Raw genomic sequence first — 19,823 nt, forward strand, 5'->3', positions numbered from 1 at the left:
GTGACGACCGATCGACAGCATCGCGCACAAGGAGGAGAGCACCGTCATGCCCGGTAATAGAGGAGTCTCCTACGAGGGGACCGGCAGGGTCGAGGTCCGCGAGACCGACTATCCCGACTACGAGCTCAAGGACGGCCCAGGCGTCAACCCCGCCAACGTGGGCCGCAAGGTGCCCCATGCGGCGATCCTCAAATCGGTCGCGACCAACATCTGCGGCAGCGACCAGCACATGGTCCGCGGCCGCACCACGGCCCCGACGGGCTTGATCCTCGGTCACGAGATCACCGGCGAGGTCGTCGACACCGGTCCCGACGTGGAGTTCATCAAGACCGGCGACCTCGTGTCCGTGCCGTTCAACATCTCCTGCGGCCGCTGCCGCAACTGTAAGGAGCGCAAGACCGGCATCTGCGAGAACGTCAACCCGGACCGGCCCGGCTCGGCCTACGGCTACGTCGACATGGGCGGCTGGGTAGGCGGCCAGGCCGAGTACGTCCTGGTGCCGTACGCCGACTGGAACCTGCTGAAGTTCCCGGACAAGGACCAGGCGATGGAGAAGATCCTCGACCTGGCCATGCTCTCGGACATCTTCCCGACAGGGTTCCACGGCTGTGTGAGCGCCGGGGTGCAGCCGGGCTCGACCGTCTACATCGCCGGAGCCGGCCCGGTCGGGCTCGCCGCGGCGAGTTCGGCGTTCCTGCTCGGCGCCGCCGTCGTCATCGTCGGCGACCTGAACAAGGATCGCCTGGAGCAGGCCCGCAGCTTCGGCTGCGAGACCGTCAACGTGGCCGAGGGCGAGCCGAAGGACCAGATCGAGCAGATCCTCGGCGAGCCCGAGGTGGACTGCGCGGTGGACGCCGTCGGCTTCGAGGCCCGCGGTCACGGCAAGGACTCGGAGACAGAGCGGCCCGCGACCGTGCTCAACACGGTGATGGACGTCACCCGGGCGGGTGGCGCGCTCGGCATCCCGGGACTGTACGTGACCGGCGACCCCGGCGCGGCGGACGAGTCGGCCCAGCGCGGCTCGCTGTCGATCCAGATCGGGCTCGGCTGGGCCAAGTCGCTCAGCTTCGTCACCGGCCAGTGCCCCGTCATGCGGTACAACCGCCAGCTCATGCAGGCGATCCTGCATGACCGGGTGCAGATCGCCAAGGCGGTCAACGCCACGCCGATCTCGCTGGACGACGCGCCGCGCGGCTACCACGAGTTCGACGAGGGCGCGGCGCGCAAGTACGTGCTCGACCCGCACGGCCTGCTCGCGTCCAGGTGAGCGTGCGCTGCGAGCGGTGTGAGTCGCCGCTCGCAGCGTGCACGCTCAGTCCGTCGGGGGGAGTTCGGGACGTATGCCGGGCAGGAGCTTCGGCAGGTGCCGGGCGCCGTCGAAGGTGTTGCCGGTCTTCTGGCTCTGGATGAAGTCGCGCATCCTGCGCCGCAGACGGGCGCGTTCGTTGGCGAGCCACTCTCTGCCCTCGGCGGACACCGCCTCCAAGATCCTGAGGGCTCCGGTCACGCCCGAGACGTCGAGTGCGAGCGCGTACAGGTAGTTGATGTCCTCCTGCATGCGGTCGAGCAGGCCCTCCTGGTAGTTGTCCACGATGACGTCGATGGGTTGGGCGTTGACGAGCGAGAGCCGGAAGGTCCTGCTGAGGACCAGGTTCGGCTGTTCGTAGAAGCGGATCTCGTCGCCGGTCGTCACCTTCCGGCGGCCGTTCTCGAAGCGCACGCTCGCCTCCGCCACCTTCGCCGAGGCGATCACCTCGTACCTGAACGTGGTCCGTTCCTCGTTGTGCGTGTTGGCCGTGGCGAAGTTGAGCCTGACGGTAACCTGTCGGACGCCGCCGTCGGTGAGCAGGAAGAGCAGCACCTTATAGGCCGAGTAACGCCACGGGCCGTACAGGACACGGGCGCGCTGGCAGGGGACGTCAGCCTCGGTGAGCGTGAGGTGCGCGACGACGTCGCGGTTGCTCAGGCCGTAGTCCTTCAGCGCCTGCGACTTGATCGCCATCTTGTCGTAGTCCAGCCACATGGCCATCTCAAGGTCGGTGGGCCGGTCGGCGAGCACGCCGGACCAGCGTTCGTGCTCCTGCTGCTCGGCGACGAACCGCCGGTGGGTCTCCGCGGAGGCGCGCGGATGGTCGATGACCGCGGCGAGATAGTCGAGCGTGTCGGACCAGGCGATGGCCGCACCCAGACCCAGCATGATTGCGGAGCCGAGCATGCCGATGAAGCTGACGCTCGCCGTGCCGACCAGCGCGATCAGCCCGGCGAGCACCAGGGCGGCGGTGCCCGCAACGACCGCGACCGGCGGGCCGCTGGGAGTGAGCTGGACGCCGGCGCTGAACTGCCCAGCGGTGTTCTTGGCGTGCCACATGATGAGCCACTTGATCGAGCTCGCTGATCGCTGGTCGCCGCCGTACAGGTGGATCAGTTCGGCCTTCAGCCTCGCTCGCGTCGGTGCGCTGGCCCACTGCCACTGCCGGGCCGCGACAGGATCGGACGGCCCCGCCCTGTCGAACAAGCGCTCGACGGAGAGCGAGACTGACACCCCGAACTCCGTGGGCCACCCCGCCGGCGACGATTTCCGAGTCTCGAGGCGCTGTGGCAGGCCGAATTTGAAGACGGCGACCGCCCAGGCGCAGACCAGGGTGAGCACGGCGGACAGGGCGAGCGGGCTGCCCGAGACCATGAGGCCGAACATCCCGAGAGCTCCCAGCCCGCTGAGCACGGCGCCGGTGATGACCGTGAACCGTTTGCCGGGGTCCAGCACAGGCCTGGGCGGCAGGATCCTCCGGGGCGGCTCAGGGTCGGGCTCGAAGAACTTCCAGACGCGGTCCCGGCGATGACCGCTGATGCGCATCTCCTTCACATGGTCTCTCTCCAGCTCCTCGAGCTGGTCCTGGAGCCAGCCGCCCATGATCATTTCGAGATGACGTCGGATCTCGTCCTGCCGCTGTCTCGGCAGCGCCTGGTAGGCGGTGAGCGCGGCGGACATGCGCTTGTCGTCGAGCGAGCCGGGTTCTTCCTCGCTAATGCAGTTGATGAGCTCGATCACCACGTCGAACGCCTGCCGCCATGGGTCGCTCGGGAACTCCGCAACCATGGCGCGGGCGGACGTAAGGTGGGCGAACTCGTCCTGGCCGAGATGATCGAGCGTGCGATCGCTCAGCGTCGCCAGGACCCAGTAATAGGCCACCTCGTTGGACCGGTAGCGGCCGTGCATCGCTGCTTCCTCGATCAGCTGCTCAGCGCGCCGGGGCATGTCGCCATTGAGGTAGTACATCCCCACCCGATATTTGTGCTGCGGAGGATCGTTCGAGCTCACCGAATATATGGTGACATTTCCGTGCACGTTGCCTATTTGCGTCTCGACGTGCGCGTCGTCCATCGCGACGTTGGCGTGCCAGCTCTGATTCATCAGCTCAGCCCTTGGCCGATGGTGAGGGCGACGGCGGCGATCGACGCGACATCGGCGACGTCGCCGAGCAGGCCACGCACCTTCTTCAGCGCAAGCACCATTTTCCCGCGCTGCTTCTCGTCGCCGTGCTTGAGATAGGCGTCGACCTCGGTTAACTCGGCCTCCGCTGCCTTACGGATCTCCGCCTCGAGCGTTCCCGTCTCGACCGCCCGGCGCATCGCCGAGCGGAGCTCGGCCACCTGGGTCCGGAGACCGTCTTCATGGAATTGGGGGGATCCGACGGTGACATTCCCATCGACTTTGCCGATCTGCGCGCCGACGCGAGCGTCGCCCCCGGCGATATTCGTATACCACTCCGACATCGGCTGCCTCCCGGCCTCGTTCGTCGACTTAGTATGTCGACGAATCTATTGAGATTGGTGCGATGTATCCCGATTCACTTATTGATTGCTTCCACTGCTCATAAGACGCTTTACAGCGCGGCGATGACGTACGACACGCGCGCCGCCAGATCGGTCACGTCCGCAAGCAGGCCGCGCAGCTTCCTGAGCGCGATCATCGCCGTGCGCCGGCCGTGTCCGGTGCCCTGCGACAGGGACTCGGCGGCGACGGCGATCTCCTCCTCCGCCGCGGCGAAGGTGGCCTCGTCCACCTCCTGGTTCTTCAGCGCCCTGCTGAGCCTGTCGCGGAGCTCCGTGAGCTGCGCCGCAAGATCGAGAGCCGCCCCGGCCGGTTGGGTGATCGTGATATCGCCGTAGATGTTTCCCGCCTGCATGCCCACGTGCGCGTGGTCGCGGGCGATGATCCGCACGCCTTCGGTTATCCCCTTTCCCGCCGCGCCGGCGGGTCGTCCGTAGTGCGGCTCCAGAGCGAGCTCCTGAGCGAGGGCGGTGGCGAACGCGGCCGCGTTCGCCACCGCCCTCGCCTGCCAGTCGGCGCCGTCGCTGGTCACCTTGGTGCCGTCCGCCCGATCGCTGATGCCGCGCACCACGATGGTCGGCAACGACCTGTTGAGATGGCCGGCCTGTGACACACCGGCGGCTTCCATCTCAATGGCGAGCGCGTCGTTGTAGGTCTGGCGGATCCACTGGGCGTGCGCGGAGATCCTGGAGTCCTGCACGACCTCGCCGGCCGCGATCGGCCCGAAGCGCACCTTCGGTACGGCTGCTCCTTCGGGCAGGCGGCGAGCCCAGGATCCGCTCCTGTAGAGGTGACGGGCGATCTGGTCCGGCTCGTGCGAGATCTCCCAGACGCGCGGACGCGCCTTGAACCCGTCGTCCTCGCTGGTGCCGCCGTGATAGGCGTACACATGTGTGGCGACCACCACGTCGCCGAGGTTGATGTCGGGCCAGAGAGCGCCGGCCACCCCCACGAACAGCAGGGCGAACGGGGCGAACTCGGTGATAGCCCGCTCGGTGAGCACCGCGGCGGGGTGGGTTCCTTTGCCGACCAGCCCCAGGGCCACCGGACATCCGCCGTTCGTGAGCCTGCCGACCTCGAACCGTGTGCCGGCGGCGTGGCGATGTGACCGCAGATCGGCCACATGCTTGCGGACGGCCTGATACTCCAGGTCCAGTGCAGTGAGGATGACGATGGGACGCTCGTTCATGACTGTCGGACTCCTTCGGCCGCGGTCTGAGCCGCCGGTCCGTCCTGTGGCGTGACGTGGGCCGACCGGACCATGGGGGGATTCAGCGCCTGGACCGGGCCCGCTCTGAAGAGCCTGGCGGGGCGGCCGTTCGCCGTCCGCCGCATCGGGCCGGCCGCGACGATGAAGCCGCGCGAGCCCTGAACCTTGCGGTAGAAGTTCCGAGGGTCCAGCTGGATGCCCCACACTGCTTCGTACACCTGCTGGAGCTCGGAGATGGTGAAGGTCTCGCCGCAGAACGCGGTGGCGAGCGCGGTGTACTCGAGCTTGGTGCGTGCGCGTTCGACGCCGTCGGCGATGATCCGCGCGTGATCGAACGCCAACTCCACGCCGGAGGACAGGGCGTCCTCCACCGGGATCCAGCAGGCGTCGGCCGCGTCGGTCCCTGCGGTGGGCTCCGGCAGGCGCGGTGCGATGGCCAGGTGGGCGACGGACACGACGCGGCCGCGGGGGTCGCGCCCTGGCTCGCCGTACACACCCAGTGTCTCCAGGTGCACGTCGACCAGGCCGGCCTCCTCCGACAGCTCCCGCCGCGCCGCCCCCTCGATGTCCTCGTGCTCGTCACGGAGGAACCCTCCAGGCAGCGCGAGTGCGCCCTGGTAGGGGTCGATCCCGCGGTGGACGAGCAGCACGTGCAGGCGTGCGCCGCGCAGAGTCAAGATCACCAGATCGGCCGCGAGCAGGACGGCCGGTGGTTCCCATGGGTCAGCGTGCATGAGGACAGCGTAGCTTTTTGTCAGATCGACAGAAAGTCTTTGGCCGAACTGATTTGCACTCAATGTCACACGTAGATCACTGGCGGCGTGAGAGTGTGTGGGCCGCGCGGGGGTGGGTCAGATGAGGGACAGGTCCTTGCGGGCCTGTTCCAGGTCGGTGATCCAGATCCACAGCCGCTGCGGCGGCGGCACCTGGTGGTAGCCGAACGGGCCGACCTCGGTCAAAGAGCGCAGGTCGACGCAGACCCGCTGGTAGGCGGCCGCGATGGCGTCCGCGGGGTCGCTCATCTTCGCGGCGCCGAGCCTGAGGCAGGCCCGGTACTCGTAGCCGAGCAGCAGGTCGGAGCCGAACTGCCGCCAGGCGCCGCGCTGCTCCTGCCACGCCGTCCCGGCCTCCTCGATGAGCAGGTTCAGGTCCGAGGCGCGCGGGATGGAGGGGTAGATGACGAAGGTGGCGGCCCAGCCGAGGGCGACCATGTCGAGGTTGAACGTCCTGCGGTCGGGGTGGTGGCGCGGCGGCAGCGGGTCGGTGGCCGAGCCGGAGAACCAGGGGGCGGTGTAGGCGAGCAGCCGGCCGTTCCGCTCGACCAACTCGCCGGTGGCGATGACCGCCAGCTTGCGCTGCGAGCCGTCCGGGCGGGTGAGCCGGGTGCTCGTCATGGTCTTGTGGGCTTCGGCTGCCAGCTTGCCGGCGGTCAGGTGCCGCTGCGCGGCGTCGGGGGTGAGGCGGGCGATGAGATGGTCGCGCAGGTCCTGCGGCAGCGCGTCGTACGTGCCGTCGCTCAGGCGGGTCCTGGCCCGGTCGAGGGTGGCCTGGGCGCTGGCCGGGCTGCCGCCGAGCTGGCTTTCCGGGGTGTCGATGGACACCATGCGGACCGACATCTCGATCACGGGGGTGTCGCCGTCGGTCACCCTGACGAAGCGGTAGTCCTGGGCCGGCCGACTGGGACCGACGAATCCGAGATCCACCATGCTGCGCTCCTGACCTGCTGAAAGGTGATTGCCTGCCAGCGGCAAGGTCGCAGCCGGTCAGCCGTCCGGCGTGGTGCACACACGGTTCTTGGCAGGCGCGGGGGAAGACCCTCGCCGTGCGCCGACACTCCCGTTACGGTTTTGTGACCTGTTAGAGGTTCGTTGGCGGTTCTGTGGGGAAAGTTTGAACACGAAGTCCAGCAGAGGGCTTCTCGCCTCACGTGTTACGTGGCGTGCCTCTGCCTGGGCTTTTTTCCATGGCGGGCCGCCAGCGAATATTTGGAGCATCACATGGCCGTCCTGGATATCGCACTCGAGCAGATGAACGCCGAAGAGCTTCTGGCCGAGATGGTCAAGCCGCAGACCTCCGAGCTGCTGAAGGCACGGATCCGTGAACGCCTGGTGGAGCTGTACGACGGGCTCGTGTCCGACGTCACCCGCCGCTACCGCTATCGCGGCGAGCCCGTCGAGGACCTGCGCCAGGCCGCGTACGTCGGGCTGATGAAGGCCGTCAACGGCTACGACGCCGAGCTCGGCCACGAGTTCCGCGGCTACGCGATGATCACCATGATCGGCGAGGTCAAGCGTCACTTCCGGGACCGTACGTGGGCCATCAGGGTGCCGCGGGTCTACCAGGAGCGGCGGATCGAGCTCAACAAGGCCACCTCGGAGCTGACCCAGACGCTCGGCCACTCGCCGACCGTCGCCGAGCTGTCGGCCAAGATGGGCATCTCGGAGGAGGAGGTGCTGCTCACGCTCGAAGCGTCCACCGCCTACAGCGCGCTGTCGCTGGACGCGCCCGTCGGTGACGGCGAGGACGCGGCCGAGCTGGGTGACTTCCTGCCGGCCCAGGACGGGTCGCTGGACATGCTGCTCGACAAGCACTCCGTCAAGCCGCTCATCGACGCCCTGCCGACCCGGGAGAAGAACATCCTGCTGATGCGCTTCTACGGCAACATGACCCAGGCCGAGATCGCCGCCGAGTTCGGCATCTCGCAGATGCACGTGTCGCGGATCCTGCGCGCCGTGCTCACCAAGCTGCGCGACGGCCTGACCGACTGACGGGCGGCGACCGGCGGATAGGCTCGCGAGTGTGCCCCCCTGTCGGGGAGCGCTTCTCTATCCGAGAGTGACAGGCGACATGAGCGGTGTCCGCAACAACGACGGCGTACGCGTCGGGCACGGGGTGAACGCGCAGTGGCTCAAGGACAATCCCTCGGCCCTGCCCCAGGTGGGGCCGGGCCGCTGGGCGGTGTACGACCGGACCGGCCACCTGTGCGGCCACATCACGGGTGACGGTCCGACCCGCGAGACCCGTTTCAAGGCGGTGACGGCCGAAGGCGAGCCGGTCGCCGAGGACAGCTTCGGCATCACCCTGCCCGACGCGGGGGCGTACCTCCTGGATGTCGCCGGGCACGGCGAGCAGGGGGAGGCCGCCGACGGCGGCGAGCAGGAGCGGGCCACCGACAAGTAGTTCCGGCCACCGGGATTTCCGGTAATGTCCATAGGCATTACATGGAATCCTAAAAGGAAGGCGACCAGGCATGCCTGGCTCCCGGTTGTGGCCTAATCTCACGTCCATGTCGATCAATGAGGACGTTCTCGGCGGCCTGCTGCCCGATCCGGACCGTGCGGCCGTCGCGGTCCTGCCCCCGGTCACCGGGGAGGGGCACTGGGCGGGCGCGCCCAGTGCCGTCGCCGGGGGCGAGTGGATCCATCTCGCCTACCGGTTGCGCCGCCCGGTGGGGGAGGGGCGGGGCTACGCGGTGGTGATCGCCCGCTCCCGCGACGGCGAGCGGTTCGAGACGCTGGCCACGATCACCCGTGAGGAGATGGACGCCGAGTCCCTGGAGCGCCCGGCGCTGGTGCGCCTGCCGCAGGGACGCTGGCGGCTCTACCTCAGCTGCGCCACCCCCGGCACCAAGCACTGGCGGGTGGAGGTGCTGGAGGCGGACGACCCCGCCGCCTTCGATCCGGGCGCGCGCCGGATCGTCCTGCCCGGCGCCCCGAAGACGGGGGTGAAGGACCCGGTGATCGTACGGCGCGGCGGGGTCTGGCATCTGTGGGCCTCTTGCCATCCGCTGGACGACCCCGACGAAGCCGACCAGATGGTCACCGACTACGCCACCAGCGCCGACGGCCTGGAGTGGACCTGGCAGGGCACGGCGCTGAGCGGCCGCCCCGGACAGTGGGACGCGCGCGGCACCCGGATCAGCTCGGTCCGGTTCGACGGGGACCGCGTGCTGGCGTTCTACGACGGACGGGCCAGCGCGGCGGAGAACTACGAGGAGCGCACCGGCGTCGCGATGGGCGCCGAGCCCGGCGCGCTGACCCCGTACGGCGACGCCCCGGCGGCGGCGTCGCCGCATCGGGGCGGTGGCCTGCGCTATCTCGACCTCGTCGACCTACCGGCGGGCGGCACCCGGCTCTACTACGAGTACACCCGCGCCGACGGGACGCACGAACTCCGCACCGAGCTGCGCTGATCGGGACCGCCCTGATCGCGACCGCCCTGATCGCGACCGTCCTGATCGGGACTGTCCTGATCAGGGCCGTCCTCGTCAGGACTGTCCTCGTCAGGACTGTGCTGATCCGGGCTGGGCTGATCCGGGCGACGTCGCCCGGCCGTTCCTGGACTGGCGCTGGCTCGGCGGCCGGATGCCCACCAGCCCGCCCGAGCGGGACCGGGGCCCGAGCCAGTCGCTGAAGTCCTCGCCGGTGACCTCCCCCAGCAGGGCGATGTCGTCGGCGAAGTAGGGCAGCAGCCCGCTGCGCTGCTCCCAGGTCAGCGGCCGGCGCGACTCGCCCCGGTGCTGGAGCAGCGTCTCGATGGGCTCGGCCAGCGTGGCGGGCAGGCGTCGCCGGAACGACGACAGCAGCGTGTGGCGCGGGCTCGCGTCCGGGTGGGCCGTGACGTTCTCCCTCGGCACCTGGGTGACCAGGCCCTGCCGTACGCCGAGGAAGGCGCAGATCCGGTCCAGCGTCTCGGCCGGCCGGTCCACCAGGTCCCGGTAGCGGAAGATCAGCACCTGCTCCCGGGGGAACAGCGTGAACAGGTGGGCGAGCTGCTCGCCGTAGCGGCCGAGGCTCGTGTAGTGCCAGAAGTGCGCCCAGCCGGCGGCGATCCGCCTGCCCTCCTCGGCGCAGGCCCGCACCACGTCGTCGATCGGGTCCAGCCCGGCCGACCACAGGTGGGTCCAGTTCGAGTGGGCTCGCTCGACCGGGTCACGCAGGATCGCGATGATCCTGACGTTCGGTACGGCCGCCTGGATACGGCGTTGCGCGTTGAGGTCGTACAGGTAGAAGGGGGTGGCTTCGCCTTTCAGGGTGCCTGGGGGTGCGGCGGCGAACAGCGCCTCGTAGTCCTCGCGCCGCCAGACGTGCTCGCGGTAGGTTCGGGCGTCGCCCGGCCCGCCCCTGGCCGGCGGCGGGCCGTCGGTGAGGAAGAACTTGGGCTCCTTGACCGGTGACATGAACAGCTGCGGATGGTGCTGCAGAGCGGCGTGCAGGGCCGTCGTCCCGGCTTTGGGCGCACCGGCGATGAGGAGGTCCGGCAGGGGCACGATCATCCCTCCTAAGGACTGAAAAGTATCACCTCATTACCTACCAACTATGTGGGATGCTTCAAGCATGGGTTTGGACAGAACCCGCTCACCGAGCGACCACGTCGAGACACCGATGACCGCCGCGATCATGGCCGGGCGCTGGATTCGCTCCGCCGCGGTCGACGACGAACGCGGGCGGCACTGGCGAGCCAACCCCGACCCCCGGGGGCGAGCGGCCGTCGACACCGAGCCCGCCTCCCTCTACACCGGGGCGGCCGGCATCGTGCTCTTCTTCCTCGACCTCGCCGCCGCGACCGGCCACGAGGCCTACCTGGAAGACGCCCGCGCCGGGGCCCGCTATCTCGCCGCCACCTGGCAGGACCAGGCTGACCTGTCTCTTTACCATGGTCTCACCGGCATCGTCGTCGCGCTCACCGAGGCCGGCTGGGTGCTCGGCGAGGAGCGGTTCGAGGAGGCGGCGGTCGCCGCCGCGGACCGGATCGTCCAGGCGGCGCGCCCGTTCGGCGGCGGTCTCGGCTGGACCGGCGACCCCGCCCAGAGTGGCGACGGCGGGATCGTGCTCGGCCTCCTGCGGGCCGCCACGGTGCTCGGCGTGTCCGCCTACGAGGAGACCGCGCTCTCGGCGGGGGAGCGGATCGCCGAGCTGGCCGTGCCCGGCCACCGCTTCGGCGACTGCCCCGGGCTGCCCGAGGACGCCGTCACGCCCGGCTTCCTGTCCGGCACGGCGGGCACCGCCTTCCTGCTGGCCCGCCTGTACGCCCGCACCGGCGAGGGGCGTTTCCTGGAGGGCGCACTGCGGGGAGCGGGCTTCGTGCGCGAGGTCAGCGTGGTGGCCGGCCGGTGCGCCGTGGTCCCGCACCACGTGCCGCAGGGCAGGCAACTGCACTATCTGGGGTTCTGTTCCGGCTCCGCGGGCGTGGCCCGGATGTTCTACGAGCTGCACCGGGCGACCGGCGACCCCGGCCACCTCGACTGGGTGGAGCGGCTGGCGCGGGGCATCATGGAGAGCGGCGCCCCGCACCGGCAGACGGCCGGGTTCTGGAACGTGGCCTGCCAGTGCTGCGGCGCCGCGGGCCTGCTGGAGCTGTTCGTCGGGCTGTGGGCGGCGACCGGGCGCACGCTGTACGCGACCTACGCCGAGACCCTCGCCACCCACCTCATCGGCCGCGCCACCGGCTATGACGGGCTGGGTATGCGGTGGTACCAGGCTTATCGGCGGCTGCGGCCCGGCGAGGTGTCGGCGGACACCGGTTACCTGGTCGGCGCCGCCGGGATCGGCGCGGCCCTGCTCCACTTCGACGCCGCGATGAAGCCGGAGCAGGCGCGCAGGGGCATCCTGCTGCCCGACAACCCCTTCCCCGCCATCCCGGTGCCCGCCGCCCAGTCGTGAGCTTTTCATGTAAAGCTAGTAGGGAATGTTGACTTTGTCCGGAGTGAAGCGTACGTTCCAGGTATGAGCCAGGGCATCAACCTGACCAAGCGCGCGCACGTGGACTTCGGCCACGTCATCAGCGCGCAGTGTCGTTGATCACGAAGACGTTCCTTCCCTCCGACTTCTCCTGGCGTGGCCGACGGCGCTCACGCCCTCACCGACGTCCTGCCTCCCGCGTGCGCTTACCGCGGGCGAGGCGTCTCTCCCGTGAGGACCCATCTCGTGATCATGACCTCTGACCGATTCCCCGCCGCAACGCCCCTGTACGACGACGCCGCCGAGCCGAAGGTGGCGCAGTCATGACGGACACGCTCCCTGACCGCACGGTGGACGCCGACGGCTTCCGGCGGGCGCTGGCCGTCCATCCCGCCGGCGTGGTGGTGATCACCGCGCTCAGCGAAGGGCTCCCCGTGGGGCTGACCGCGACGTCGTTCTGCTCCGTCAGCCTGGAGCCGCCGCTGGTCTCCTTCTACGTGGACCGTTCCTCGAGCACCTGGCCGTCGCTGCGGACGGCCGACCATTTCGCGGTCAACATGCTGGCCGGCGACCAGGCCGACGTGGCGGCGCGGTTCGCCCGCAAGGGGATCGACCGCTTCGCCGAGCCCACCCGGTGGCGGCCGGGCCCGCTGGGCGCGCCGCTGCTGCAGGACGTGTCGGCGCACCTGATCTGCCTGCCGTACGAGACCCGCGAGGTGGGCGACCACATCCTGGTGGTGGGGCTGGTCGCCGAGGCGAACGTGCGCGGTCCGGCCCGCCCTCTCCTCTACCACAGCGGCCGCTTCGGCCGGTTCGTCGCCCAAGCCTGACGTCTCTCCGCTGACCCTGACGTTTCTCCGCCTTGTCCTAGGGAGCTTTGGTGCCCCGCTTATTTCGGCATGCCCGTTTTGACCTGTCCATTCGATCAACGACCCGGTGGTCCCGATGACCCGGCCACGTAAGCGCGTCCACCTGGCCGCGCACTTCCCCGGGGTGAACAACACCACGGTCTGGGCCGATCCGCGCTCCGGCAGCCAGATCGACTTCGCCTCCTTCGTCCATCTCGCCAGAACGGCCGAGCGCGGCACGTTCGACTTCTTCTTCCTGGCCGAAGGGCTGCGGCTGCGCGAGCTGAAGGGGCGCATCCACGATCTCGACGTGGTGGGCAGGCCGGAGGCCCTCACCGTGCTGAGCGCGCTGGCCGCCGTCACCGACCGGCTCGGCCTAGCGGGCACGGTCAACGCCACCTTCAACGAGCCGTACGAGCTGGCCAGGCGGCTGTCCACGCTCGACCACCTGAGCGAGGGGCGGGCCGCCTGGAACGTGGTCACCAGCTCCGACGCCTTCACCGGCGAGAACTTCCGCCGGGGCGGCTACCTCGACCGCGCCGACCGCTACCGCCGCGCCGGCGAGTTCGTCGAGCTCTCGCGGAAGCTGTGGGACTCCTGGCAGCAGGACGCGCTGGTCGCCGACCAGGACTCCGGCCGGTTCGTCCGGACGGGCGACGTCGGGGCGTTCCAGCACCAGGGCGAGCAGTTCACCGTCGAAGGCCGGTTCACCCTGCCCCGCAGCCCGCAGCGCCATCCGGTGATCATCCAGGCCGGGGACTCCGGCGAGGGCAGGGAGTTCGCCGCCTCCGCCGCGGACGTGATCTTCAGCCGGCACGGCACCCTGGAGGACGGCAGGGCCTTCTACGCAGACGTCAAGCGCCGCCTGGCCAGGTACGGCCGCGAACCGGCCACGCTGAAGATCATGCCGGCGGCCACGTACGCGCTGGGCGACACCGAGGAGGAGGCCGCCGAGCGGGCGGCGGAGATCCGCCGGCTGCAGGTCGGGCCGCAGACCGCGATCGCCTTCCTGGAGCAGGTGTGGGGCCGCGACATGTCTGCCGTCGATCCGGACGGCCCGCTGCCGGACATCGAGCCGAACCTGGCGGACGGGGTCTCGCAGGGGCGGGCCGCGCACGGCGACCGGGCGTCCCTGGCCGCGAAGTGGCGGGCCATCGCCGACGAGAAGCGACTGACCGTCCGCGAGCTGGTGATCGAGGTGACCGGGCGGCAGACGTTCATCGGGACCCCCGAGAGCGTGGCGCGGCAGATCGACGAGCACGTGCAGGCGGACGCCGCGGACGGCTTCATCCTGGTGCCGCATCTGACCCCCGGCGGCTTGGACGAGTTCGTCGACCGGGTGGTGCCGCTGCTGCGGGAGCGCGGCGTCTTCCGCACCGAGTACACCGGCGGCACGCTGCGCGACCACCTGGAGCTGACATGACCGACCACCCGACACAGCCTCCGGCCCAGCGCCCCGCACAGCCTCCGGCACAACATCCGGCCCAGCCTTCGGCGCTGCACCTGGCTGTCGCGCTGGACGGGGCCGGATGGCATCCGGCGGCGTGGCGGGAGTCGCCCGCGCGGCCGTCGCAGCTCTTCAGCGCCCGCTACTGGGCGGGGCTGGTGGCCGAGGCCGAGCGCGGCCTGCTCGACTTCGTCACCATCGAGGACGCGCTGGGCCTGCAGTCCGCGGGGTTCGACGGGCCGGACGAGCGGGTCGACCAGGTGCGCGGCCGGTTCGACGCGGTCCTGCTGGCGGCGCGGCTCGCGCCGCTCACCACCTCGATCGGGCTGGTGCCGACCGCCACCGTCACGCACACCGAGCCGTTCCACGTGGCGATCGGCATCGCCACGCTCGACCACATCAGCGGCGGCCGGGCCGGCTGGCGGCCCCAGATCTCGGGCCGGGCCGCCGAGGCGCGGCACTTCGGACGCCGGCGGTTCCCGCCCCTGGACCCCCGCGACGACGAGCGGATCCGGCCGCTGTTCGAGGAGGCCGCCGACGCGGTCGAGGTGGCCCGGCGGCTCTGGGACAGCTGGGACGACGACGCGGAGATCCGCGACGTGCCCACCGGCCGGTTCGTCGACCGGGACAGACTCCACTACATCGACTTCGCCGGGCGCTTCTTCTCGGTGAAGGGGCCGTCGATCACCCCGCGCTCGCCGCAGGGCCAGCCGGTGGTCACGGCGCTCGCGCACGCCCGGATCCCGTACGAGTTCGCGGCGGGCGCCGCCGACGTGGTCTACGTCACGCCGCACTCGGCCGAGGAGGCCGCCGGCATCGTGGCCGAGATCCGGGAGCTGTCCGGCGAGGTGCGGATCTTCGCCGACCTGCTCGTCCTCCTGGGCGAGGACGCGGCGGCGCGCAAGGCCCGGCTCGACGACCTGGACGGCGCCGCACTGGACTCCGACGCGGCGATCTTCACCGGGACCGTGGCGGAGCTGGCCGACCTGCTGATCGTGTGGCAGCGGGCGGGCATCCAGGGCTACCGGCTGCGACCGGGCGCGGTGCCGTACGACCTGAAGCAGATCACCCGAGGGCTGACCGCCGAGCTGCGCGGGCGCGGCGTGTTCAGACGTGAGTACGAGTCCCGCACGCTGCGCGGACTGCTCGGCCTGCCGCGCCCGGCCGGTCGGTATGCGGAGGTTCGATGAAATTTCTGGCCATCACCCTGATCGCGCACCACGACGAGAGATCGCACGCCGAGCGCCTGCGCGAGGTCGTCGACAACGCGGTCCTGGCCGAGGAGCTGGGCTTCGACGGGTTCGGGGTGGGGGAGCGGCACGAGCGGCCGTTCCTGTCCTCCTCGCCGCCGGTGGTGCTCAGCCACATCGCGGCCAGGACGTCCACGATCCGCCTGTTCACCGCCGTCACCACGCTGAGCCTGCTCGACCCGGTGCGCGCGTTCGAGGACTACGCGACGCTCGACAACCTCTCCGGCGGCAGGCTGGAGCTGATCATCGGCAAGGGCAACGGGGCCGCGCAGGCGCAGCTCTTCCACGTCACCGCCGAGGACCAGTGGGAGCGCAACCGCGAGGGGTACGAGCTGTTCCGGCGCCTGTGGCGGGAGGACAAGGTCACCTGGGAGGGCCGGTTCCGGCCGTCGCTGACCGAGGCCGAGACCTGGCCGCGGCCGCTGCAGCGGCCGATCAGGATCTGGCACGGCAGCGCCACCAGCAAGGAGTCGGTGGAGCTGGCCGCCAAGTACGGTGACCCGCTGTTCTCGGCCAACGTCAGCAACCCCATCGAGCCGTACGCCGAGCTGATCGAGCACTACCGCGAGCGGTGGGCGCACTACGGCCACGATCCCGCCGAGGCGCTGGTCGGCGCCGGCAGCGCCGGTTACTACGCCACCCGCAGCTCGCAGGAGGCGATCGAGACCTACCGCCCGATCTACGAGGCCCGCCTGGCGCTGTTCGCCCGGCTCGGCGTGCGGCCGGAGTTCCCCACCCTGGAGGACGCCATCGAGCGCAGCTCCATCCTGGTCGGCAGTCCGCAGCAGATCATCGACAAGGTGCTGCGCTACCACAAGCGGTTCGGTCACGAGGCGATGCACCTGCACGCCGACGCCGACGGGCTCACTCCCGAGCAGCACCGGGGCGCGCTGGAGCTGTTCCAGGCCGAGATCGCGCCCGTGCTGCGCGCGGAGATCCCCAGCAGGCCGTTCCCCGGAGGAACCTCATGACACTGTCCATTCTCGACCTCGCCCCCATCACCTCCGGAGGCACCGCGGCCGACGCCCTCCGCAACACGATCGACCTCGCCCAACGGGCCGAGGAGTACGGCTACCGCCGCTACTGGCTGGCCGAGCACCACTTCACCCCCGGCGTGGCGAGCTCGGCCCCCGCCGTGCTGATCGCGCTCGTGGCGGCGGCCACCGGCTCGATCCGGGTCGGCTCGGGCGCCGTGCAGCTCGGGCACCAGACACCGGTGTCGGTGGTCGAGCAGTTCGGGCTCATCGACGCGCTCTATCCGGGGCGGCTGGACCTGGGCGTCGGCCGCTCGGGGCAGCGCAGGAACGAGCTCGCCCAGCAGGGCGCCCCACCGCCCGCCCCGCCGCCGCGCATCGTGGACGGCCTGCTCATCCCCCAGGCGTTCGACTGGTCGCAGCTCTTCAAGAGCCCCCACCTGGCCTACCAGGCCGGCCTGCTCCAGCAGCCGGGGGCGCGGACGCCGGACTTCGCCGAGCAGATCGACGAGGTCCTCGCCTTCCTGCGCGGCACCCACCAGGCGCACGCCGTGCCCGGCGAGGGAGCCGACGTGGCCGTGTGGATCCTCGGCAGCAGCGGCGGGCAGAGCGCCCGGGTCGCGGGCGAGCGCGGGCTGCCCTTCGCGGCCAACTACCACGTCAGCCCGTCCAGCGTGCTGGAGGCGGTCGAGGCCTACCGCCAGGCGTTCAAGCCCTCCGACGTGCTGGCGGAGCCGTACGTGATCGTGTCGGCGGACGCGGTGGTGGCCGAGGACGAGGCGACGGCCCGTGAGCTGGCCAAGCCGTACGGGCTGTGGGTGCGCGGGATCAGGACCGGCGTGGGCGCCCCGCCGTACCCCAGCCCGGCCGAGGCCGACGCGCACGTCTGGAGCGAGGAGGACCTGGAGCTGGTGAAGGACCGGACCGACACGCAGTTCGTCGGCTCGCCGGAGGACGTGGCCGAGCGGCTCGGGGTGCTGCGCCGGGTGACCGGCGCCGACGAGCTGCTGATCACCACCATCACGCACGGCCACGCGGACCGGGTGCGCTCCTACGAGCTGCTGGCCAAGGCCTGGGACGGCCGGCGATGAGACGTCTGGTCGTGCTCGCCCTGCTGCTCACCGCCTGCGGGGCACAACCCGTCCAGCAGGCCGCGAGCACCTCGCTCACCTGGGCGATCGAAACCCAGCCGATCACGCTGAACCCGCACCTGTGGGCGCAGAACAAGGCCAGGCTGCTGGTCTTCAACCAGTTCGACGCGCTGGTGTCGCGCGCCGAGGACGGCTCGTTCCAGCCCTGGCTCGCCACCTCCTGGAAGGTCTCGGACGACGAGCTCACCTACACCTTCGAGTTACGCGACGACGTGACGTTCCACGACGGCACGACGTTCGACGCGGCGGCGGTCAAGGCCAACCTCGACCAGTTCCGCGAGTCCGGCTACAACCCGGCCGTGGCCGCGATCCAGCTCAGGGCGTTCGACAAGGCCGAGGTGGTGTCGCCCACCACGGTGAAGATCACGCTGAAGGAGCCGGACGGGCTGTTCCTCGACTTCCTCGCCTCACCCCTCGCCGGGCAGGTGTCGCCGAAGTCGCTGCGCGAGGCCAAGGACGTCCGGTTCGGCGGCCCCGACCTGGTCGGCACCGGGCCGTTCATCCTCGACCGGTACGTACAGGGCCAGGAGATCCACTACCGCCGTAACCCCGCCTACACGTGGCCGCCCGCCGGCGCCGGTCACCAGGGTCCGGCGCACCTGTCCGAGATCACCTACCGCTTCCTGCCCGAGGCCGCGGTCCGCGTCGGCGCGCTCACCTCCGGCCAGGTGCAGGTCATCGAGGGCGTCCCGGCCACCGAGGTCACCCTGATCGAGCAGGACCCCGGCCTGACCCTGACCACCGCGCTCAACTCCGGCACCGCCTTCTCCTATTACTTCAACACCGACCACGCCCCCTTCGACGACCAGCGGGTACGGCAGGCGTTCCGGGAGGCCGTGGACCTGGACGCGGTGCTCAAGGCCGTGTACCAGGGCACCGCCACCAGGGCGTGGAGCGTGGTCGGCAAGGCGAGCCCGTTCTACGACGCCTCCCTGGAGAAGACCTTCGGCGGCGACGCGGCCAAGGCCAACGCCCTGCTCGACGCGGCCGGCTGGAGACAGCGTGACGCCGAGGGCTTCCGGGTCAAGGCCGGCAAGCGGCTCACCGTGCGCAGCGTCTCCGCCGCGCCCTACGTCAGGGACCGCAGGGACGTCCTCGCCCAGGCCATCCAGGCCCAGGTCAAGCAGAGCGCCGGGATCGACTTCCAGGTCAAGATCGTGGACCAGGGAACGGCGCAGAAGGCCGTGGACGACAACGCGTACGAGATCTTCGAGAACTCGCGCGGCGACTCCGACGTGGGGGCGGCGCTCAACCTCATCCTGCCGCGCGACGGCGCGATCAACCGCACCCGCTTCACCGACCTCCAGGTGGAGAAGTGGCTCGGGCAGGCGTCCGCCACCTCCGACCAGGCCAAGCGGAAGGAGCTCTACACCAAGGTCCAGCGGGCGGTGGTGACCGAGAAGGCGATCGTGTTCCCGATCTACGTCCCCGCCGACCAGATCGCCGCCCAGAAGAGCGTCCAGGGGCTCGGCTTCGACCGCGGCTCCGGCACCCCGGCGAGCGCCTACGACGTCCGGATCGGCACGTGATCAAGAGACTGGGCACGGGGCTGGCCGTCATGTGGGCGGCGGCCACCGCGTCCTACCTGGCGCTGCTGCTGGCTCCCGGCGACACCGTGGACATCCTGGTCGGCGACGGCGCCGACACCCCGGAGATCCGGGCGGAGATCATCGCCGAGTGGGGGCTCGACCGGCCGGAGGCGGTCCAGTACCTGGACTACCTGTGGCGGCTGCTGCACGGCGATCTCGGCCGCTCCTACCAGCTCGACCGCGGGGTGGGCGAGATCCTGGCCTCCCAGGCCGGGCCGACCGCCCAGCTCACGCTCGCGGCGGCGGCCATCGGGGTCACGCTGGCCGGGGTCATCGCGGTGGCCACGGCGGGCAGGGGGCGGTGGCTGCGCGGCGCCGCCTCGGCGGCCGAGCTGGTGTCGGTGTCGGTGCCGCCCTTCCTCATCGGGATCCTGCTGCTGTCGGTGTTCTCCTTCACGCTCGGCTGGTTCCCGGTCTCCGGCGCGGCGGGGCCGCAGGCGCTCGTGCTGCCCGCGCTCGCGCTCGGCCTGCCCATCGCCGGCGTGCTCGGCCAGGTGCTGCGCGGCGGGCTGGAACGGGCGCTGGAGCAGCCGTTCGCCGTCACCGCCAGGGCGCGCGGGCTGACCGAGCGGGCGCTGGTCGCCCGGCACGCGCTCCGGCACGCCCTGCTCCCCGCCGTGACCCTGGCGGGCTGGTTCACCGGCGCGCTGCTCGGCGGCGCGGTGATCACCGAGGTGCTGTTCGGCCGCCCCGGCCTCGGGCAGATCGCGATGCAGGCCGTGACCGGCAGGGACATGCCAGTGGTGATGGCCGTCGTGCTGCTGTCGGCGGCCGTGTACGTGACGATCAGCACGCTGCTCGACCTCTCCTACCGCGCCATCGACCCGCGGATCGGGGGCTGA

General features: G+C 70.5%; 18 protein-coding genes. 12 read left to right on the forward strand and 6 right to left on the reverse strand.

Annotated elements, in window-relative coordinates; all coding sequences use genetic code 11:
- Positions 1-46 precede the first annotated feature (46 nt).
- Positions 47-1,267 carry a formaldehyde dehydrogenase, glutathione-independent gene (gene fdhA / locus OHA68_RS26730; protein ID WP_327102699.1) on the forward strand — a complete coding sequence of 407 codons (1,221 nt, stop codon included), beginning with the start codon at positions 47-49 and terminating at the stop codon, positions 1,265-1,267.
- Between the two features lie 45 nt (positions 1,268-1,312).
- On the opposite strand, the gene OHA68_RS26735 is transcribed toward fdhA, so the two are convergent.
- The 5 genes from OHA68_RS26735 to OHA68_RS26755 all read right to left on the reverse strand — a co-directional run bounded on the left by OHA68_RS26735 (position 1,313) and on the right by OHA68_RS26755 (position 6,748).
- Entirely contained in the window at positions 1,313-3,412 is a 2,100-nt protein-coding gene (locus OHA68_RS26735) for a hypothetical protein (RefSeq protein ID WP_327102700.1), read from the reverse strand.
- Complete coding sequence (locus tag OHA68_RS26740; RefSeq protein ID WP_327102701.1) at positions 3,412-3,774, reverse strand: hypothetical protein; 363 nt, start codon at positions 3,772-3,774, stop codon at positions 3,412-3,414. The genes OHA68_RS26735 and OHA68_RS26740 overlap by 1 nt, the downstream gene beginning before the upstream one ends.
- 110 nt (positions 3,775-3,884) lie before the next feature.
- A complete protein-coding gene (locus OHA68_RS26745) occupies positions 3,885-5,021 on the reverse strand; it encodes a 5'-methylthioadenosine/S-adenosylhomocysteine nucleosidase family protein (RefSeq protein WP_327102702.1) in 1,137 nt (378 codons plus the stop codon).
- Complete coding sequence (locus OHA68_RS26750; RefSeq protein WP_327102703.1) at positions 5,018-5,776, reverse strand: NUDIX hydrolase; 759 nt, start codon at positions 5,774-5,776, stop codon at positions 5,018-5,020. The genes OHA68_RS26745 and OHA68_RS26750 overlap by 4 nt, the downstream gene beginning before the upstream one ends.
- Before the next feature lie 117 nt (positions 5,777-5,893).
- A complete protein-coding gene (locus OHA68_RS26755) occupies positions 5,894-6,748 on the reverse strand; it encodes a hypothetical protein (RefSeq protein WP_327102704.1) in 855 nt (284 codons plus the stop codon).
- Positions 6,749-7,039: 291 nt separating this feature from the next.
- Between OHA68_RS26755 and OHA68_RS26760 the strand changes: the two genes are divergently transcribed.
- From OHA68_RS26760 to OHA68_RS26770, 3 genes are all read left to right on the forward strand, one after another.
- The gene (locus OHA68_RS26760; RefSeq protein WP_327102705.1) at positions 7,040-7,810 is read left to right on the forward strand and encodes a SigB/SigF/SigG family RNA polymerase sigma factor; all 771 of its coding nucleotides are present in this window, start codon (positions 7,040-7,042) and stop codon (positions 7,808-7,810) included.
- A 79-nt stretch (positions 7,811-7,889) separates the two neighbouring features.
- The gene (locus OHA68_RS26765; protein WP_327102706.1) at positions 7,890-8,222 is read left to right on the forward strand and encodes a hypothetical protein; all 333 of its coding nucleotides are present in this window, start codon (positions 7,890-7,892) and stop codon (positions 8,220-8,222) included.
- 106 nt (positions 8,223-8,328) lie between these two features.
- On the forward strand, positions 8,329-9,234 hold the full coding sequence (locus OHA68_RS26770) for a glycoside hydrolase family protein (protein ID WP_327102707.1): 906 nt from the start codon (positions 8,329-8,331) through the stop codon (positions 9,232-9,234).
- Between the two features lie 90 nt (positions 9,235-9,324).
- On the opposite strand, the gene OHA68_RS26775 is transcribed toward OHA68_RS26770, so the two are convergent.
- A complete protein-coding gene (locus tag OHA68_RS26775; protein WP_327102708.1) occupies positions 9,325-10,317 on the reverse strand; it encodes a sulfotransferase family protein in 993 nt (330 codons plus the stop codon).
- A 61-nt stretch (positions 10,318-10,378) separates the two neighbouring features.
- On the opposite strand from OHA68_RS26775, the gene OHA68_RS26780 reads away from it, so the two are divergent.
- From OHA68_RS26780 to OHA68_RS26815, 8 genes are all read left to right on the forward strand, one after another.
- Entirely contained in the window at positions 10,379-11,704 is a 1,326-nt protein-coding gene (locus tag OHA68_RS26780) for a lanthionine synthetase LanC family protein (protein WP_327102709.1), read from the forward strand.
- A gap of 341 nt (positions 11,705-12,045) precedes the next feature.
- Positions 12,046-12,552 (forward strand): flavin reductase family protein, encoded by a 507-nt coding sequence (locus OHA68_RS26785; protein ID WP_189139603.1) that lies wholly within the window; start codon positions 12,046-12,048, stop codon positions 12,550-12,552.
- 115 nt (positions 12,553-12,667) lie between these two features.
- Complete coding sequence (locus tag OHA68_RS26790) at positions 12,668-13,993, forward strand: NtaA/DmoA family FMN-dependent monooxygenase (RefSeq protein ID WP_327102710.1); 1,326 nt, start codon at positions 12,668-12,670, stop codon at positions 13,991-13,993.
- Positions 13,990-15,207: an LLM class flavin-dependent oxidoreductase gene (locus tag OHA68_RS26795; protein WP_327102711.1), complete on the forward strand. Its 1,218-nt coding sequence runs from the start codon at positions 13,990-13,992 to the stop codon at positions 15,205-15,207. The genes OHA68_RS26790 and OHA68_RS26795 overlap by 4 nt, the downstream gene beginning before the upstream one ends.
- A complete protein-coding gene (locus OHA68_RS26800; protein WP_327102712.1) occupies positions 15,204-16,238 on the forward strand; it encodes an LLM class flavin-dependent oxidoreductase in 1,035 nt (344 codons plus the stop codon). The genes OHA68_RS26795 and OHA68_RS26800 overlap by 4 nt, the downstream gene beginning before the upstream one ends.
- Positions 16,235-17,332 carry an LLM class flavin-dependent oxidoreductase gene (locus OHA68_RS26805; RefSeq protein ID WP_327102713.1) on the forward strand — a complete coding sequence of 366 codons (1,098 nt, stop codon included), beginning with the start codon at positions 16,235-16,237 and terminating at the stop codon, positions 17,330-17,332. The genes OHA68_RS26800 and OHA68_RS26805 overlap by 4 nt, the downstream gene beginning before the upstream one ends.
- Positions 17,329-18,921 carry an ABC transporter substrate-binding protein gene (locus tag OHA68_RS26810; protein WP_327102714.1) on the forward strand — a complete coding sequence of 531 codons (1,593 nt, stop codon included), beginning with the start codon at positions 17,329-17,331 and terminating at the stop codon, positions 18,919-18,921. Before OHA68_RS26805 ends, OHA68_RS26810 begins: the two co-directional genes overlap by 4 nt.
- The gene (locus tag OHA68_RS26815; protein WP_327102715.1) at positions 18,918-19,823 is read left to right on the forward strand and encodes an ABC transporter permease; all 906 of its coding nucleotides are present in this window, start codon (positions 18,918-18,920) and stop codon (positions 19,821-19,823) included. Before OHA68_RS26810 ends, OHA68_RS26815 begins: the two co-directional genes overlap by 4 nt.

Source organism: Nonomuraea glycinis (genome assembly GCF_035920485.1).
GTDB lineage: Bacteria > Actinomycetota > Actinomycetes > Streptosporangiales > Streptosporangiaceae > Nonomuraea > Nonomuraea glycinis.

Coding starts and splice junctions, on each gene's coding strand:
- fdhA (WP_327102699.1), top strand. CDS start 47: ATGCCCGGTAATAGAGGAGTCTCCTACGAGGGGACCGGCAGGGTCGAG.
- OHA68_RS26735 (WP_327102700.1), bottom strand. CDS start 3,412: ATGAATCAGAGCTGGCACGCCAACGTCGCGATGGACGACGCGCACGTC.
- OHA68_RS26740 (WP_327102701.1), bottom strand. CDS start 3,774: ATGTCGGAGTGGTATACGAATATCGCCGGGGGCGACGCTCGCGTCGGC.
- OHA68_RS26745 (WP_327102702.1), bottom strand. CDS start 5,021: ATGAACGAGCGTCCCATCGTCATCCTCACTGCACTGGACCTGGAGTAT.
- OHA68_RS26750 (WP_327102703.1), bottom strand. CDS start 5,776: ATGCACGCTGACCCATGGGAACCACCGGCCGTCCTGCTCGCGGCCGAT.
- OHA68_RS26755 (WP_327102704.1), bottom strand. CDS start 6,748: ATGGTGGATCTCGGATTCGTCGGTCCCAGTCGGCCGGCCCAGGACTAC.
- OHA68_RS26760 (WP_327102705.1), top strand. CDS start 7,040: ATGGCCGTCCTGGATATCGCACTCGAGCAGATGAACGCCGAAGAGCTT.
- OHA68_RS26765 (WP_327102706.1), top strand. CDS start 7,890: ATGAGCGGTGTCCGCAACAACGACGGCGTACGCGTCGGGCACGGGGTG.
- OHA68_RS26770 (WP_327102707.1), top strand. CDS start 8,329: ATGTCGATCAATGAGGACGTTCTCGGCGGCCTGCTGCCCGATCCGGAC.
- OHA68_RS26775 (WP_327102708.1), bottom strand. CDS start 10,317: ATGATCGTGCCCCTGCCGGACCTCCTCATCGCCGGTGCGCCCAAAGCC.
- OHA68_RS26780 (WP_327102709.1), top strand. CDS start 10,379: ATGGGTTTGGACAGAACCCGCTCACCGAGCGACCACGTCGAGACACCG.
- OHA68_RS26785 (WP_189139603.1), top strand. CDS start 12,046: ATGACGGACACGCTCCCTGACCGCACGGTGGACGCCGACGGCTTCCGG.
- OHA68_RS26790 (WP_327102710.1), top strand. CDS start 12,668: ATGACCCGGCCACGTAAGCGCGTCCACCTGGCCGCGCACTTCCCCGGG.
- OHA68_RS26795 (WP_327102711.1), top strand. CDS start 13,990: ATGACCGACCACCCGACACAGCCTCCGGCCCAGCGCCCCGCACAGCCT.
- OHA68_RS26800 (WP_327102712.1), top strand. CDS start 15,204: ATGAAATTTCTGGCCATCACCCTGATCGCGCACCACGACGAGAGATCG.
- OHA68_RS26805 (WP_327102713.1), top strand. CDS start 16,235: ATGACACTGTCCATTCTCGACCTCGCCCCCATCACCTCCGGAGGCACC.
- OHA68_RS26810 (WP_327102714.1), top strand. CDS start 17,329: ATGAGACGTCTGGTCGTGCTCGCCCTGCTGCTCACCGCCTGCGGGGCA.